Origin of the sequence: Pseudomonas sp. Irchel 3A5, from assembly GCF_900187575.1 — a bacterium.
Classification (GTDB): domain Bacteria; phylum Pseudomonadota; class Gammaproteobacteria; order Pseudomonadales; family Pseudomonadaceae; genus Aquipseudomonas; species Aquipseudomonas folii.
In genome coordinates, this window is record NZ_FYDU01000003.1 from 335,538 (window position 1) to 350,667 (window position 15,130).

At 54.6% G+C, this 15,130-nt stretch carries 16 protein-coding genes; 3 read left to right on the forward strand and 13 right to left on the reverse strand.

Annotated features, from left to right (window positions below):
• Positions 1-49: 49 nt before the first annotated feature.
• From nadA to CKW31_RS06345, 8 genes are all read right to left on the reverse strand, one after another.
• Positions 50-1,108 (reverse strand): quinolinate synthase NadA, encoded by a 1,059-nt coding sequence (gene nadA / locus CKW31_RS06310; RefSeq protein ID WP_087274332.1) that lies wholly within the window; start codon positions 1,106-1,108, stop codon positions 50-52.
• A gap of 285 nt (positions 1,109-1,393) precedes the next feature.
• Complete coding sequence (locus CKW31_RS06315) at positions 1,394-2,071, reverse strand: RraA family protein (protein ID WP_095093523.1); 678 nt, start codon at positions 2,069-2,071, stop codon at positions 1,394-1,396.
• A gap of 188 nt (positions 2,072-2,259) precedes the next feature.
• Positions 2,260-3,297 (reverse strand): amidohydrolase, encoded by a 1,038-nt coding sequence (locus CKW31_RS06320; RefSeq protein WP_095093524.1) that lies wholly within the window; start codon positions 3,295-3,297, stop codon positions 2,260-2,262.
• Positions 3,297-4,025 (reverse strand): amino acid ABC transporter ATP-binding protein, encoded by a 729-nt coding sequence (locus CKW31_RS06325; protein ID WP_095093525.1) that lies wholly within the window; start codon positions 4,023-4,025, stop codon positions 3,297-3,299. The genes CKW31_RS06320 and CKW31_RS06325 overlap by 1 nt, the downstream gene beginning before the upstream one ends.
• Positions 4,022-4,768, reverse strand: a complete 747-nt coding sequence (locus CKW31_RS06330; protein WP_095093526.1) for an amino acid ABC transporter permease — start codon at positions 4,766-4,768, stop codon at positions 4,022-4,024. Before CKW31_RS06330 ends, CKW31_RS06325 begins: the two co-directional genes overlap by 4 nt.
• Before the next feature lie 2 nt (positions 4,769-4,770).
• Entirely contained in the window at positions 4,771-5,472 is a 702-nt protein-coding gene (locus tag CKW31_RS06335) for an amino acid ABC transporter permease (protein ID WP_206197296.1), read from the reverse strand.
• Between the two features lie 40 nt (positions 5,473-5,512).
• On the reverse strand, positions 5,513-6,319 hold the full coding sequence (locus CKW31_RS06340; protein ID WP_202973086.1) for an ABC transporter substrate-binding protein: 807 nt from the start codon (positions 6,317-6,319) through the stop codon (positions 5,513-5,515).
• Positions 6,320-6,406: 87 nt separating this feature from the next.
• Complete coding sequence (locus CKW31_RS06345; protein ID WP_095093527.1) at positions 6,407-7,612, reverse strand: aminotransferase class I/II-fold pyridoxal phosphate-dependent enzyme; 1,206 nt, start codon at positions 7,610-7,612, stop codon at positions 6,407-6,409.
• Positions 7,613-7,744: 132 nt separating this feature from the next.
• Between CKW31_RS06345 and CKW31_RS06350 the strand changes: the two genes are divergently transcribed.
• The gene (locus tag CKW31_RS06350) at positions 7,745-8,644 is read left to right on the forward strand and encodes a LysR family transcriptional regulator (protein ID WP_095093528.1); all 900 of its coding nucleotides are present in this window, start codon (positions 7,745-7,747) and stop codon (positions 8,642-8,644) included.
• A 67-nt stretch (positions 8,645-8,711) separates the two neighbouring features.
• Positions 8,712-9,302 carry a biliverdin-producing heme oxygenase gene (locus tag CKW31_RS06355; RefSeq protein ID WP_095093529.1) on the forward strand — a complete coding sequence of 197 codons (591 nt, stop codon included), beginning with the start codon at positions 8,712-8,714 and terminating at the stop codon, positions 9,300-9,302.
• On the opposite strand, the gene CKW31_RS06360 is transcribed toward CKW31_RS06355, so the two are convergent.
• From CKW31_RS06360 to CKW31_RS06380, 5 genes are all read right to left on the reverse strand, one after another.
• Positions 9,299-10,066 carry a lipopolysaccharide biosynthesis protein gene (locus CKW31_RS06360; protein ID WP_095093530.1) on the reverse strand — a complete coding sequence of 256 codons (768 nt, stop codon included), beginning with the start codon at positions 10,064-10,066 and terminating at the stop codon, positions 9,299-9,301. The two genes, CKW31_RS06355 and CKW31_RS06360, sit on opposite strands and share 4 nt — an antisense overlap.
• A gap of 222 nt (positions 10,067-10,288) precedes the next feature.
• Complete coding sequence (locus CKW31_RS06365; RefSeq protein WP_095093531.1) at positions 10,289-11,350, reverse strand: ankyrin repeat domain-containing protein; 1,062 nt, start codon at positions 11,348-11,350, stop codon at positions 10,289-10,291.
• A 102-nt stretch (positions 11,351-11,452) separates the two neighbouring features.
• Entirely contained in the window at positions 11,453-12,562 is a 1,110-nt protein-coding gene (gene tri1 / locus CKW31_RS06370) for an ADP-ribosylarginine hydrolase Tri1 (RefSeq protein WP_176469795.1), read from the reverse strand.
• A gap of 185 nt (positions 12,563-12,747) precedes the next feature.
• Positions 12,748-13,734: a T6SS immunity protein Tli4 family protein gene (locus CKW31_RS06375; RefSeq protein WP_256582499.1), complete on the reverse strand. Its 987-nt coding sequence runs from the start codon at positions 13,732-13,734 to the stop codon at positions 12,748-12,750.
• A gap of 65 nt (positions 13,735-13,799) precedes the next feature.
• Complete coding sequence (locus tag CKW31_RS06380) at positions 13,800-14,279, reverse strand: hypothetical protein (protein ID WP_256582500.1); 480 nt, start codon at positions 14,277-14,279, stop codon at positions 13,800-13,802.
• A gap of 366 nt (positions 14,280-14,645) precedes the next feature.
• Between CKW31_RS06380 and CKW31_RS06385 the strand changes: the two genes are divergently transcribed.
• On the forward strand, positions 14,646-15,068 hold the full coding sequence (locus CKW31_RS06385; RefSeq protein ID WP_095093532.1) for a hypothetical protein: 423 nt from the start codon (positions 14,646-14,648) through the stop codon (positions 15,066-15,068).
• Positions 15,069-15,130 lie beyond the last annotated feature (62 nt).

Genomic DNA, 15,130 nt, shown 5'->3' on the forward strand with positions numbered 1-15,130 from the left:
GCGGCCTCGCGGTGCTCGTGCGCTCCTACAGGATCTGCTCCGTTAGCCGTCAGGCATTTCCCATCTGCTTCATCCGCGCGGCCTGAGTGAAGTCCAGCATCCGCTGCAACGGCCTGACCGCATGAGGAATCACCGCCGGGTCGACGAAGATCTCGTTGGTCCCCTCTCGCAAACACTGCAAGGTACGCTCAAGGGTATTCATCGCCATCCACGGGCAATGAGCGCAACTGCGGCAGGCCGCACCATTACCGGCAGTTGGGGCTTCGATGAAGATCTTGTCCGGGCACAGCTGCTGCATCTTGTAAAAAATGCCGCGATCGGTGGCCACGATGAACATCTTGTTCGGCAGCGTCTGTGCGGCCTTGATCATCTGGCTGGTCGAGCCGACCGCATCGGCCAAGTCGATCACTGACTCCGGCGACTCAGGGTGGACCAGAATCGCCGCCTCCGGATACAGCGCCTTCATGTCTTCGAGTTGCTTGGACTTGAACTCCTCGTGGACGATACAAGCGCCGTCCCAGAGCAGCATGTCCGCACCGGTTTCGCGCTGGATGTAACGACCCAGATGCTTGTCCGGTGCCCAGATGATTTTCTCGCCGTTGTCCATCAGGCTTTCAACGACCTCCAGCGCACATCCGGACGTCACAACCCAGTCCGCACGGGCTTTGACCGCTGCCGAGGTATTGGCGTAAACCACCACCGTACGCTCCGGGTGCTGATCACAGAACGCCGTGAACTCATCCACCGGACACCCCAGATCCAGCGAGCAGGTCGCCTCAAGGGTCGGCATCAGCACGCGTTTTTCAGGATTGAGGATCTTGGCGGTTTCGCCCATGAAGCGCACGCCAGCGACAAGAACGGTCTTCGCCGAATGGTTATTGCTGAAACGAGCCATTTCCAGCGAGTCGGATACGCAGCCGCCGGTTTCTTCCGCCAGCGCCTGAATGACAGGATCGCAGTAATAATGCGCCACCAGCACAGCGTCCTGGGCCTTGAGTTCGGCCGCAATCGCAGCGCGGTAATGAGCCTGCTCTTCAATGCTCAGCTCTTTGGGCTGTTTGGCATCGAGATGGGCCTGGACCAACAGGCGTTCGGAAATTTGCGTCATGTTCGCTGGACCTGAAAGCGCTCTGATAGCGCACAAGGCGAGTTTACACCCGAAAAGCAGACACAAAAAAAAGCTGGAGATCCTCATTTTCACGGGCCTTCCAGCTTTATAAGTATGTCGACCAGGGGTCGTGGTTCGGTCCTGAGGCCAATCGGTCACGTCCGATTGGCTCAAGCCGCAGAAGGCGCGCGGATTTTAGCCAGCCCCCTACAGATTTACCATCTGTTTCAGCGGCCTGCGGCGCCTGATCATTTCCTGGCAATTGACCACATGATTGCGTAGCGTTTATTCCGGTAATGCACAGCCTTTCTGTTTGAGGCTATTAATCACCCAACGCCTATCGCTATTATCTTCGGCGATATCCAGAAGTTGCTGAGTTTCAGCCGCATGTTTTGCGCTGGCTTTGTTCAGTACACTGTCAGCTTCATCAAAAGGAATACTTAACAGGCCGTCATCGTCGCCAATAATCATGTCGCCTGGTTCGATCACCATGCCGTTGATTGCAATCGGAACATTGATCTCGCCAGGACCATCTTTGTAAGGACCACGGTGAGTAATACCCGCGGCAAATACCGGGAAGTCACCTGCCGCAATACTGGCCGCATCACGAATAGCACCATTGATGACAATACCGCCCAAGCGCTTCTTGATGGCGTAAGCGACCATCAATTCGCCGATAATTGCATTGGTCAGGTCACCTCCGGCATCCACCACAATCACATCGCCCGGCTGAGCGATGTCCAGAGCGTAATGCACCATCAGGTTATCGCCGGGGCGGGATTTAACCGTCAACGCAGGACCGGCCAGCACACCCGAACGGTGCATGGGCCGCAAAGTCACGCCCCCGGCGGTCATGCGGTTCATCGAATCGCTGACATTGGCCACAGGCACCTGACGATAACCTTCAACCTGTTCAGCGCTGACCTGACGGGTACGCTTCAAGACTCTGAATCCACTGGACATAATGCAGCCTCGCAATAGCTGACGAGCAAAACCAACCGCCCTGCTCTGTCATGAGTTAAATAAACATTCAAAATCAAACAACATAAAAACTGCATGAAGCTTTCTTCAGGGCGAACGAAACCGCACCCCGTATACCGGACATTCGAAAATTCTAAATAACAGCCTTCGCTGTTAACGTGCCGTAAACACTAATCAGCAATCGTCAAGTTATAGGTACTAGCGGCTGTCTGACTAAACAGAAAGCGCCTCTCTCCAGAAGTGAAGTTGGCTGTTATCTTTTTGAAGGCATTCCACATGACGCCATAGGAATACATTCCCTTATCAACCGGAAAGTTGCTTTCGAACATGCAACGCTCGACACCAAAAGCATCAATGCAATGCAGGATGTACGGCCGCCACAACGTCGCGAGCATGTCCGAATCAGGGGGCAATTCATAAGTGTGCAGATCAAAGCCACCGAGGTTCATGCCCAACCCACCCAGCTTGATCCGTACGTTCGGGCAATTCGCCAGCTGGCAGATCAGCCGCGACCACTCAGCGAAAACCTCATCCCGGCGGCCAGCATAAGGCCCCACGCCAATGGGCCCACCGACGTGATCCAGCACGATGATCTGATCAGGGAAGGACCTGGCCAGATCCAGCACCTCTTCAAGCTGGGTGTGATAACCCCAGACATCCAGGGTCAGCTCGTAGTCTTTGAGGCGGCTCACGCCCTCGCGGAAACGGGGGTCCATGAGGATGCCTGACGGTGGCGGTTTGGGATTGGAGATCACCCGAGGATCAGCATGCCAGGCCGTTACATTACGAATCCCCTGCAACCTTGGGCCGGCCCGCTCAAGCATCTCTTCCAGTACCGGCACCACAGCCTGCCCCAGACGCAAATCCGCACCGGCCACAATCGCGCCGCAAATCCGCGCCGGGCCGTAAAGCCCGCTGGCACTGAGCGCCGCGATACCGTTGGCGAATTCCACTTCGCCCACACACTGGAAAGGCTCGGGCCGATCCGTGTTGAACATCGAGCGACATTGCATATACACCGACGCCACGATCCGGTGCCCACTATCGATGTCGTCCAGATAGTCATCCAGCAGGTAATGGTTTTCCGGGCGATCCCACAGATGGTGATGAGCATCGACAATCGCCAACTGCGGATCGATCGCCGGTTCATCCACCCTCGCCAGCCAGTCCTTGCGAACGGGCAGGTGCGGCGATGCAAGCGGTTTCATCAGTGGGCCCGAATATCAGAGATGAACTTGGCCGCACGTGGGTGTTTCGGCGCGGTAAAGAAGTCTTCCGGCGCGGCACGTTCCAGCACCTGCCCCGCGTCCATGAACCAGATGCGGTCAGCCACTTCCCGGGCAAAGCCCATTTCATGGGTCACGCAGATCATGGTCATGCCTTCGGACGCGAGGTCTTTCATGACCTGCAGGACCTCACCGACCATTTCCGGGTCCAGCGCGCTGGTCGGCTCATCGAACAACATGACCGGCGGCTCCATGGCCAAGGCCCGGGCAATCGCCACCCGTTGCTGCTGACCACCGGACAACTGCAGCGGCATCGCGTCGGCCTTGTGCGCCAACCCGACCTTCGCCAGCAGGTCACGAGCGGTTTTCGCGGCGTCGGTCTTGTTGCGATTAAGCACAGTGATCGGCCCGATCATTACGTTATCCAGCACGCTCATGTGCGGGAACAGGTTGAAGTTCTGGAAGACGAAGCCCACCCGGCTGCGCAACGCATTGAGGTTCTTTTTCGACGCGTGCACGTCTTCACCGGAAATCAGAATGCTGCCGTCCTGAATCTCTTCCAGGCGGTTCACCGTACGAATCAACGTGGATTTACCCGACCCCGACGGCCCGCACACGACAACCACCTCACCGGCCGATACTTGCTCGGTGATATCGCTCAGTGCGCGATATTCGCCGTACCACTTGTTCACGTTCTTGAATTCGATCATTTCGGTTGCCCCACCAGAACTGGATTTTCTTCGACGCTTTCATCTTGGACGCGGGCAGAACCCAGGCGCTTGCGGTTGATGGTGTCTTCCAGCCATTTGGCGAGACGACTCAGCGTGAAGCACAACACAAAGTAGAAACCGGCCAGCAGCGCATAGACCTCGAACGGCTGGGTCAATAGCTGGTTGTTGATCTGATAGGCAGCGAAGGTGACTTCCTGCGTACCAATCAGATAGGCCAGTGAGGTGTTTTTGGTGATCATGATGAATTGGTTGAGGATGCTCGGCAGCATGTTGAACAGTGCCTGCGGCAGCAAGATCTTGCGCATGCACTGACCGTAACTCATGCCAATCGCCCGGGCAGCTTCAACCTGGCCTTTAGGCACCGCGTTGATTCCCGCCCGCACCACTTCGCCCAGATACGCGCCTTCGTACACCACCAGTGCCACCAGCATGGTGACGAAGCCGGAGATGTTGATTCCGGTGATCAAAGGCACCGCGAAGTAGCACCAGAAGATCAGCAACAACAAAGGGATCGCCCGCACGACATAGGTGTACCCCATGGCCACGTTGCGAATCGGTGCAATAGATGACGTACGCGCCAGGCCCATCATGACCGCCAGCGGGAACGAAATAATCAGCGCAAGCAACGCGATGATGACAGTCAGCGCCAGACCGCCCAGCGGACCCTGTGGATACTGGCCGATCAGCAGCAGAATCCCGTAATCGTGAAGAATCTCGAGCATGGTTACCTCGCCATCCGCAGGTCGATGCGTCGCTGCCAGACGGCACCCAGAATCATGATCGTCCAAGAACCGATCAGGTAGAACAGACTCGCCACGGCAAAGGTCTGGAAGGTCATGTAGGTTTCACCTTCGATTTGCCGCGTGATGTACATCATTTCTGCGGTGCCAATGGCCATGGCCAGCGCGGTGGTCTTGAACAGCGAAAGTGCTTGATTGACCAGCGACGGAGCCGATGCGCGCATGGCCTGTGGAATCAGAATCTTGCGCAGGGTCTGCACGTAATTGATGCCCAGTGCACGTGCGGCTTCGGTCTGGCCGTTGGGCAATGAACGGAAGCCACTGCGCAAGTCTTCGGACACATAAGCGGCGCTGTTCAGGGTCAGAGCGATGATGGCGAAAATCACTTCACCGCCGTGGCCGTTGATCCAGTCCTGAGCAGCCATCGGCAGCAGTTGCGGGATACCGAAGTACCACACAAACAACTGCACAAGGCTGGGCACGTTGCGGTGGTACTCAACGAAGACTGCCACCACGAAATCGCCGATCCGACCGGGGATCAACCGGATGCCCATCAACAGGCAAGCCAGCACGAACGCCAGCACCGCCGAAATGAAGAACAACTGCAGCGTTACCCCTGCACCGCCCAGAAACGCCTGCAGGTAATCCCCCTGGAGCAGGGAACCGAAGCCATTGAAAATTGACACAAGCACCTCGATCGGGCCGCGTGAAGCGGCCCGCTTTCAATCACTGGAAATCAGATAGCGCGGTGAGTTTCTTCTCACGTACCAGCTTGTATTCGGTCTGGTCGCCGTACCAGTGATCCCACAGTGCTTGCAGCTCGCCGCTGGCTTCCATGTCCACTAGTGCCTGATTGATGGCGTTGGTCAGTGCGGTTTCGCCTTTTTTGACACCTACGCAGTTAGGCTCGAAGTGCAGCGCCTGATCGAGAAAGCGCATGTTCTGGCTGCGGGTATGAAAGCGAATCGACGCAGGCTCGGTCATGGCCATGCCTTGCACCTTGCCTTGTTGCAGGGCGAGAAACGCTGATGGTGCGTCTTCAAAACCTACAACCTTGGCGTCGGTGATCTGCTGGCGCGCATACAGTTCAGGCGTGGAACTCTTGATAGCGCTGACGCGCTTGTCGGCCAGGTCAGCAAAGGTTTTGATCCCGCTGTCGCCTTTGACCAGCACCTTGATCGGCACCTGATAGTAAGCCGAGGAGAAATCGATCTGCTCGGCACGCTCTTTGGTGTAACCCAGGGCTGCCGCCACTACGTCGGCGCGACCGGAAATCAACGTTGGAATCCGCGCACTGACGGCAACGCCTTGCAGCTCGGCCTTTACGCCCAAATGCTTGGCCAGGGATTTACACAGGTCAACGTCCAGCCCGACGATCTCCCGGGTGGTCGGGTCCTGGTAGCCCAGAGGCACGCTGTCAGTCAGTGTCGCGCAACGTAGCGTGCCACGATCTTTGACGTCCTGTAAGCCGTCAGCCATTACCGTGGTCGCTGCCATCAACCCCATCAAAGTAAGCAAAACCTTTTTCATCATGGTCGGTATCTCTTCAAGAATGAGGGCAGAAATAAAAACGGATCTTTTTTTAGTTTTATAGAAAGCAGTTGTTAGTCACGACCACCGTTAACTCAATGCCTGACAGGCCTCTTTCATTCGCCGGCACCCTTCAGTAATGATTTCGGTGGACGTGGCGAACGACAGACGCAGATAAGGCGAAAGCCCATAAGCCGCGCCATCCAGAACCGCCACGTTGGCGCTTTCGAGCAAATAGTTGCGTACATCCAGATCCGACTGCAGCACCACGCCGTCTGGCGTGCGCTTGCCAATCAGGCCGCCGCAGTTAGGGTACGCATAAAACGCGCCTTCGATATCCAGGCACTTGAGGCCCGGCACATCATTCAACAGCCCGATGATCAGATTGCGTCGCTCACCAAAGACTCGCGCCGCCTCTTCGACGAAACTACCACCCTCTTCCAGCGCTGCCACTGCGGCAGCCTGACTCACCGCCGACGCGCCGCCGATGCTTTGCGACATCAGCTTGTCCATGGCCTTGATCAGGGGCAGCGGACCACCCGCATAACCAATGCGCCAGCCGGTCATGGCGTAGGCCTTGGACACGCCGTTAATAACCAGGGTGCGCTCTTTGAGCTCAGGAGCCTGTACAGCCGGAGCGGGCAACGCAGCACCGGCGTAATTGAAATACTCGTAAATTTCGTCGGTCATCAACCACACGTGGGGATGGCGCACCAGCACATCGACGATGGCCTGCATTTCGGCTTCGCTGTAAATCGCGCCGCTGGGATTATTCGGTGAGTTGAGCACCAGCCATTTGGTCTTCGGCGTGATTGCCGCTTCAAGTTGCTCAGGCTTGAGCTTGAAGCCTTGGGAGTCCGGGCATTCGAGAATGACCGGCACGCCGCCATTGAGCTTGACGATATCCGGGTAGCTGACCCAGTAAGGCGCAGGGATGATCACTTCGTCGCCGTCATCCACCGTGCACGTGAACGCGGTGTAGATCAGTTGTTTGGCGCCCGAACCTACGACGATTTCAGCCAGCGAATAATCCAGACCGTTGTCTCGCTTGAACTTGCGCTGCACGGCGGTCTTCAACTGCTGTGTGCCGGTGGTCGCGGTGTAGCGAGTCTGCCCTGCCAGAGCAGCCGTGCGTGCAGCCTCAATAATCGAGGTCGGAGTGACGAAGTCCGGCTCGCCGACGCAGAAATCAAGAATCTTCTTGCCAGCAGCTTCCAGCTCCATGACCCGCGCCTTCGCGGCAACACTGGCGGACGATGCAAAACGATTCAGTTTGTTCGAAAGCGGGTACGACATGGTGAATGACCTGTGGGTTTAGGCTCGGTTGCCTTGAAGACTACTGATTGCCAAAACGAACAAAAAGCGATTTTTTGTTGGCTTTATTCATCACTTAAAGGCATCTTTCGATCAACGAATCAGGACTTGAAGATGATCACCATCAAGCAGATTGAAGCGATTTTCTGGGTCGCCCGGCTGGGCAGTTTCGACTCGGCGGCCGATCACCTGAACACCACGCAGTCAGCCATTTCAAAGCGCATTCATGATCTTGAAACGCGCTACGGGCAACCGCTTTTCGACCGTTCACGGCGCAGTGCGCAACTTACGCCCATGGGGGAAGAACTGGTGGCGCTGGCCTCAAGCCTGCTGAATCAGCGAGATGCCATGCTGCAGCGTCTGGAGAGCCCGGAGAACCTGCAACGCAAACTGCGGCTGGGGGTCACGGAACTGACTGCTCTGACCTGGTTGCCGGATCTGGTCAGCGGCATCCGTAGCGCTTATCCGCTGGTGGAAATCATCCCGGAGGTGGACCTGAGCCCCGTGCTTTACGAGCGTCTGGCGAGTAACTCCATCGACCTGATCATTGTTCCGGACATCTTTCAGGACAATCGCTTCTCCGCAGAGATTCTCGATTCAGTGGAAAACGCCTGGATGTGTACACCGGCTCTGGCGGGTGAGCAGACGAGCATGACGCTGGAAGAACTGGCATCGCGCACGTTGATCATTCAGGGCGCGCTGTCAGGGATGGGCATGGCTTATGGGCAGTGGTTCAAGATGAAAGGCATCGACATCGTCAAGTCCATTACCTGCAATAACCTGCTGGCGCAGATCGGCCTGGCGGTGTCCGGACTGGCAACCGCTTGCCTGCCACTACACTGTCTGGGTCACGTGCTGGATCGCAAACAGTTACAGCGGCTGGATGTCACGCCAGCGTTGCCGCAGATCACCTACAAAGCGATGCACCGCAGCACTGAAGATGACAGGTTCATGGCCGACATTCTGGGCATCACGCGCAACGCATGCGACTTCACCAAGTTCATTATTCACTGACATGCGTGCCCGAGCAGCAAGCCCCGCCATCTGGTAACTTGTCGCGGCTCCCAAAGGACTTTTATCAATGCTTGTAGATGCACCCACCACTCCAGACCTTCCGCTCAGTAAACGCCTTAAAGCAGGGAGCGCCCGCGACCACGATAGCGTCGACACGCTGGTCATGCAGTCCCGGCCATTCGCAGACAATCAGCGCTATGGTTGTTTTCTGCGCCTTCAGCATCGGTTTCATGGCGCGATCCATGAGCTGTATCACGATGCCGAGCTGAATCAGTTGCTGCCTGGCCTGAGTGAGTTGCCGCGTTTTGATGCCGTTCGTGCCGACATGAATGATATAGGCCTGCCAACACCGATCGCGCCCGCTGCGGTAAAACCGCACTCGATCCATGCGGCTCTGGGCTGGCTGTATTGCGCCGAGGGTTCAAATCTGGGGGCGGCCTTCCTCTTCAAGGAAACCCAGCAAATGGGCTTTGGCGCCCAACACGGCGCACGCCACCTCGCTGCCCACCCCGATGGTCGCGCCCTGCACTGGCGCGAGTTCGTGACGTTACTTGACGGGCTGAAACTGGATGAGGCGCAGAAAGCCGAGGCTATCCAGGGGGCAATTGACGCTTTCGATTTCTATCGAAACGCTCTGCGAGAATGCTTCCATAGCTAGACGTCGATAAGCCGATCAAGCTCATTCAGATCTACTTTCGGGATGACATCAGCAGGGATTCTCGATGCGTCAGAGAGGTTGAACACTTGAAAGCGTTCGCCGACGACCTTCTCGGAAACCACCGAGAACGACGGCAAAATCCTCGTATGAAAATGCTGATCCAATCCACAAGGAGAACGCTTGCAGCCTGCCGTTTCATAAAAACGCCGGGCTGACTGATTCAGGTCCACCCCTACCATCACCGCAGTCTTGAAACCGCAGTGGTAAGCAATTTGCAGAGCAAGGTATGCGACGGTGCGCGCGTCGAAAAAACCTCGCTTGAGATTTTTACTGAAACCGATTCGACGCTTACGGCGGCGGCTCAGCAAGCTCCCGCTTCGCACCAGTTCATCTTCCGCACCCACCAGCTCAGCCCATGAGAGCTTGGGCGCTTTGCGCAAGAGAAACGCCTTCCCTCCAGGCACTATGGAATGTCCCTCAAGGGTCTCTTCCCAAAGCGCAACCCGCTCACTCAGCGCCATCGCCTGAGAAAATAATGCGGGTTGCTGACTGGCGAAATCTTTATCAGTGCATGCGTAAAAAAACGGTCTGACCCCGGCATCGATGAATTTGGAGATAGCACCGTTCATGGTGATCATCGGTATGTGCGCGAAGTCCTCAAGGTGAAAATCCTTGGCGGACGGACCTGACGCAACAATAAAAACCGTGCCTTGACGAATATCTCGACATTCATCCCAGTCACGAACATCCGGACTAACATTCATTTCACGACATCCAACATCAAATTCTGAATCGCCCCCTAAAACCACACGTCACGCGAGGGTTCTGGAGGGACAGTACGCCCAATGTACCAAATCGCGCGCCCTAAGGTTTCAAAAGGTCTGATGATTGCCCTCCACTTCATGGCCGCTAAGACAAGGAGGATACCCTTTGGGGCCTGTCTTCATCATGACCTGATGCGAGCCTTACCAAGGCAGCACCTGAGTTTATCGTCCGTAGGAAGGCGTACTCAACAGCACTGGCTGCGGGTTGGCGATGACCCAGCATACGGCCAGTTCACAGAGGCGATCGGTGTGCCCGGCGGGATCGTTACCGTTTTTCAGTGCGGCAGCGAGCGTGCGGGCTTCGGCCAGTTCCAGACCACTTAAAGGCACGGCACTGCCTAAATGCCCCACGAGCGCATCAAGCATTTTTTTGAAGTCGGCGTCCCAGTTGGCCGAGCCATTTTCGTTGATCTCTATCGAGATACGACCACTGATGCGGATGGCCTCACCTTGCACGGTCGTTGCTGCTCCAGAGGATGGCACCAGCATTTCCCACAATTGCTGATGCCGGGCAGGCCAGTCATCGGCTGTCACGACTATCGCAGCCTGGCCGTCATGGATGTTGCGCGCGGCAACTGGAGTGACGTTGAAAAGACGATAGAGAGTGGCAAGGGCTGCATCGGTTGCCGCCAGGTAATCAGGGTTGAAGTCGGCCCGGTGAAATTCGAATTGACGACCGATACGCTCAACTTCGGATCGCATAGCGTCCTCGACTTGCGAACCTGCCTTCAACAGGATCTCAGCGATTTCGGCAGTAGCCCGAATGTCGCCGTTGGACGTCGTGAGCAGCGCGAGGAGCAACAGGGCGTGTCCCCGCCGTGTTCTGACCTCCGTATTGGCGCCTCGACGGATCAGAGCAGCGATTGAATCGGCCTTGTGACTTTCTACCGCCACCTGCAGCGGTGTATGGCCTTGAGAGTCCTGGGCCTCCATATCAGCACTCAGGTCCAGTAGCAGATCGACACCTCCTATCCAGCTCGAACTACGATGGTGCAAAGCCGTTTGCTGATACAGGTCACGGGCATCAACGTTTGCGCCCTGCTCTACCAACCACCGGACCAGATCATCGGGGCAATTATAAAAACCAAGCGCGGTGCTTTTATTGTAGCCCCCGGTGGCTTCGAGCTCGCACACATCGAACACTGCGATCAACTCGGCAAGCGGGGCGTCCTTCAGCAACTGATCGAAATCCTTCGGAAGTGTCTTTCTTTTACGCTTACCCATAAAGGCAGTCATCATCCTGATAAAGAGGTTTTTCATCATCGAACCACGATTTTTTTTGGTAGCAGTTACCTGGACTGGATGTCGGTCATACAACGAGGTCTATCAATCGCGGATAGACTCTTCCAAAGGATCATGCAGCGGCGCACGCTCGAACAATTGCTGAGCCAGCCCCTGAATATACTCTGACCATGCGACGTTCCTGACCCACTCCACCGGCATACCCGACACCCCATACAGAGCACCAGCGATTTGTCCGACGGTGGCGGCTACGCTGTCGGCATCATCAGCCAGATTGGCAGCCAACAGAATCGCCTCTTTGAAGTTGTCGGTATTCCACACTGCCCACAGTGCTGCTTCCAGTGTGTCGATGACGTAGCCTGAGGAACGTATCTGGTCCCTGGTTTTTTCTTTGTATTCGCCCGCATTGATGATCAAGGCTCTTGGCCGCAAGGGCCGAATCATGGGAGACAGGGTTTCTTCTTTGTCTGCACCATTGAGGGCCAGGTGCAACTGTGCGCCGAGCAGATGACAACACGCGACGGCCTCCAGCGCCCTATGCGTACAGTAACTTTGGGCCGCACTGTCACGCCACGTAGCCGAGAGCGTATGTCGATGAAATATCGCAGTGGGGGCCAAGCGAATTATCGAGCCGTTACCCGCGGTGGATGGCGCATCATTTCCATGCCATAAGCCACCATTTTTCAGCCTTTCTTCGATCGCAGTTCGAGTGACATTGCCGATATCAAAACACTTACCGTTATGACTGTTTTCGCCGCTTAGATACCAGCGGCCTAGTCGGTCCGCGTAATCAATAAGGTCGAAACTGCCCTTCGCCAGATAAGTGTCTGCCAGGCAGAGCGCCATGCTGGTGTCATCGGTCCACTCTCCTGGATTGAGCCTGAAGGGACCGCCACCCACCATGTCATGAACGTGGCTACGATCACGAGGCAAAAACTCCAGTGTTGTGCCCACGGCGTCGCCTATGGCCAGTCCAAGCAGGCAACCTTTTGCCCGATCCAGCGCCTCTGCTTCGGTCAAAGTGCACTTGCGCGAGGCGATCCATTCGGGCTTCACCACGGGTAACCTTGGGGCGTCAGACGTCAACAGGTAATCCATGCGCTGAAGTAACTGTGGAGAAGGCAGGGGAAGCAGGGAATCATAGCGCTCAGCGTATTCTTCAAGAACTTCGTCAGGACTTCTTAAATCAATCAAGGAATTTCCCTATAGCATTTCGACCCAAGGATGAGCCGAAAAGGGATATCTTTCCCCTTGGTTCCTCGGGCAGTCAAGCTGAAGCCATACGCACACGATTTTCATGCAGGGAATGGGTGTGATTTTTATTAGAGCTTCAAGGTAGTAAATGCTGTGTGTGGCGCAGGCACCTCCGCGATTTGAAATCAACGGAGTGCTTTCAAACTACCGACTAATTTGTCCCAAAACGCTAGCGCCTCTTCATCGGTTTTGAAGTCACTTCCGACCTCATGTGTACCCAATCTCAAATCTATAAACGGACGAGTATTCGATTTTAGCTGGCCCTCATACTCGAGTTGAAACGTGTAAAAACGCTTTCCATCGATTGACGTTGCAACAGCAACCTCCTCTGCTTCGATGTCGCCCACCCTGCGCGTTCTTTTTCTAAGCGTTTTTGTTCTGGTCAACAGGTCGCCCATACCTGAAACAACGCCGCCATTTTCTTCCTCGAAGCGCGTCATTAATGAGTCATCATGCTCAGCTATTCGTTGAGTGAGTAGACTGACAAACGTGCCTGGGTGCGTTGAGATTTGTGCGCCCATGTAAACACCTTCCAGAGATTGAGCTGCCCCCAGGGTGGTATAGCCTTCTTCTAAAGCAAAAGCCCCTCGGGGTGGAGCGTCTTGGGGAGGTCTGGAAAATAGGGATTCACTTATCAGGCGGGTTTTGTTTATCGCGCCCTCTATCCCTTTAGCCGAAATCGATTTCACCAGCATGTTGTACAGGGTGTTCTGTGACGTAAGAAGATAAGCATGAAAGGTATAAAGCTTATCCAGTCTGGAAAGTATTAATACGCTGCCATTACTTAAGGGTATCGTTTTTTCATATCTGCTTGATGTGCCGTGTGCGATTCCCTTTTTTAGCTCTTCAATTTTTTGGTCGACAATCGAGTTCAGGTCGGATTTTCCATTCGTGCTAATGAGGTCGACCTTTTCATTGTAGAGCTTGTAGTCGGCGGCAATTTCAGACCCTGCAGGGATATCCAGTTGAAACCTGCCAAAATAATGAGTGATCCATTGGTCATTAATGGCTTTATTTCCATCCGTAGGTAGCGCTAAAGAAAGCTGTGGATAAAAGACAGAGAAAACTATCATACACCCTACTACTTTCTTTAATGTCAGAAAACTTTTCATGTTTGCCCTTGGTATGCATTTTTCCTGGAGTCATTTTGAAACGACCTACGGATGAGCCTCACCCACTAGATGACAACCAATTTATTTTTCGTAAATCCAACGGGCCAATGCCCTTTGTAATAAATTTCTACGATTTCCTTCCAATGTTCACCAAGACCGTGATAACGCTCAGACACATACTGCCGGAAAGCAAAACAAATTCCATTTCTAGCAGCAGCGCTAAAATCATGTGACCCACACAAGAACAACTCTTTCCCCACATTTCTTGTGGCTGCCATCACAGACTTATTGATTTCCATTCTAAGCCCGGTTAATTCTTTAGGCGGCTTGGGTAGCTTATAAAACGGATCACCTTGAGATGGAGAGGTGGGGAGCCACTCAACTTCCTCGTAGCACCCTTGAAAATCGAGTTCCGAGGGCTCAATAAATACCTTACGCACATTCTCGATACAGATAATACGCTCCTCTCCACAGAGCAAAACGCCCATATTGGAAAAAAACCGACTTCTTCCTATCCTTTCAAGTTCCACATCAATGTTCATCATTATAATTTCATATCAGTATTTGTAGACTTCCTGATCCGGATACCGGACTGTCTTATGCCCCCAATGCCGCATCTCAGCCAAGCAGCACGCCTCAACAACTGTAAAGACAAAATGCAGATTGTGCATCCTGTATACGCCGTAATGGACCGACCTACTGATGCTGCGCGCTCACCCGCCCGATTGGCTCACGCGACGTAGACGCCATGCTAACCCATCTGCAGCAGTGACCAGGGCACAGGACAGCTTACTGAATTGGCTCAGCTGACAATCGAGCCATGAGCTGGAACAGATTTGGGTATGCTTGCCCTAGAGAAGCATCAAGATGAGTATGTGCTGAAAAAAGCCAAATATTGAGCAGAAACACTTATGAGTTATTACTACGTAGAGCCCGAAGTCGCCGGCAGCCTGGGAGACCGGACGGTCATGGACACCGGGAGCTGGCCGCCAAAGGTCAGTCAACTTGAGTATCAATTTGAAGGCTGGCTGGGTGACGAGCTACTAGAGATGTTCCCGTGTTTTATCTGTACCTGCACCTTTGCGGATGCTTTATCGGCGGGCAAATGTTCAGGCGTGTCATTTGAGTCCGTCATCATTTCAGAATCAGAAAACTTTCTGGAGCTTTACCCCGATATAACCTTACCTGATTTTTATTGGTTGCAGGTAAATGGGGTCGCTGGGGTCGACGACTTTGGCGTGGCCGAAAGCAATGGATTAGTCGTTTCGGAGACGGCGATGACTATCCTGAAGAATTTCAACATCAACTATGCTGACATCAACATATTTCCATAGCTCATGCAGAAGCCTGAGAACCTCGTACATCGTTTCAGTACGGAAATACTGCCCACCCCACA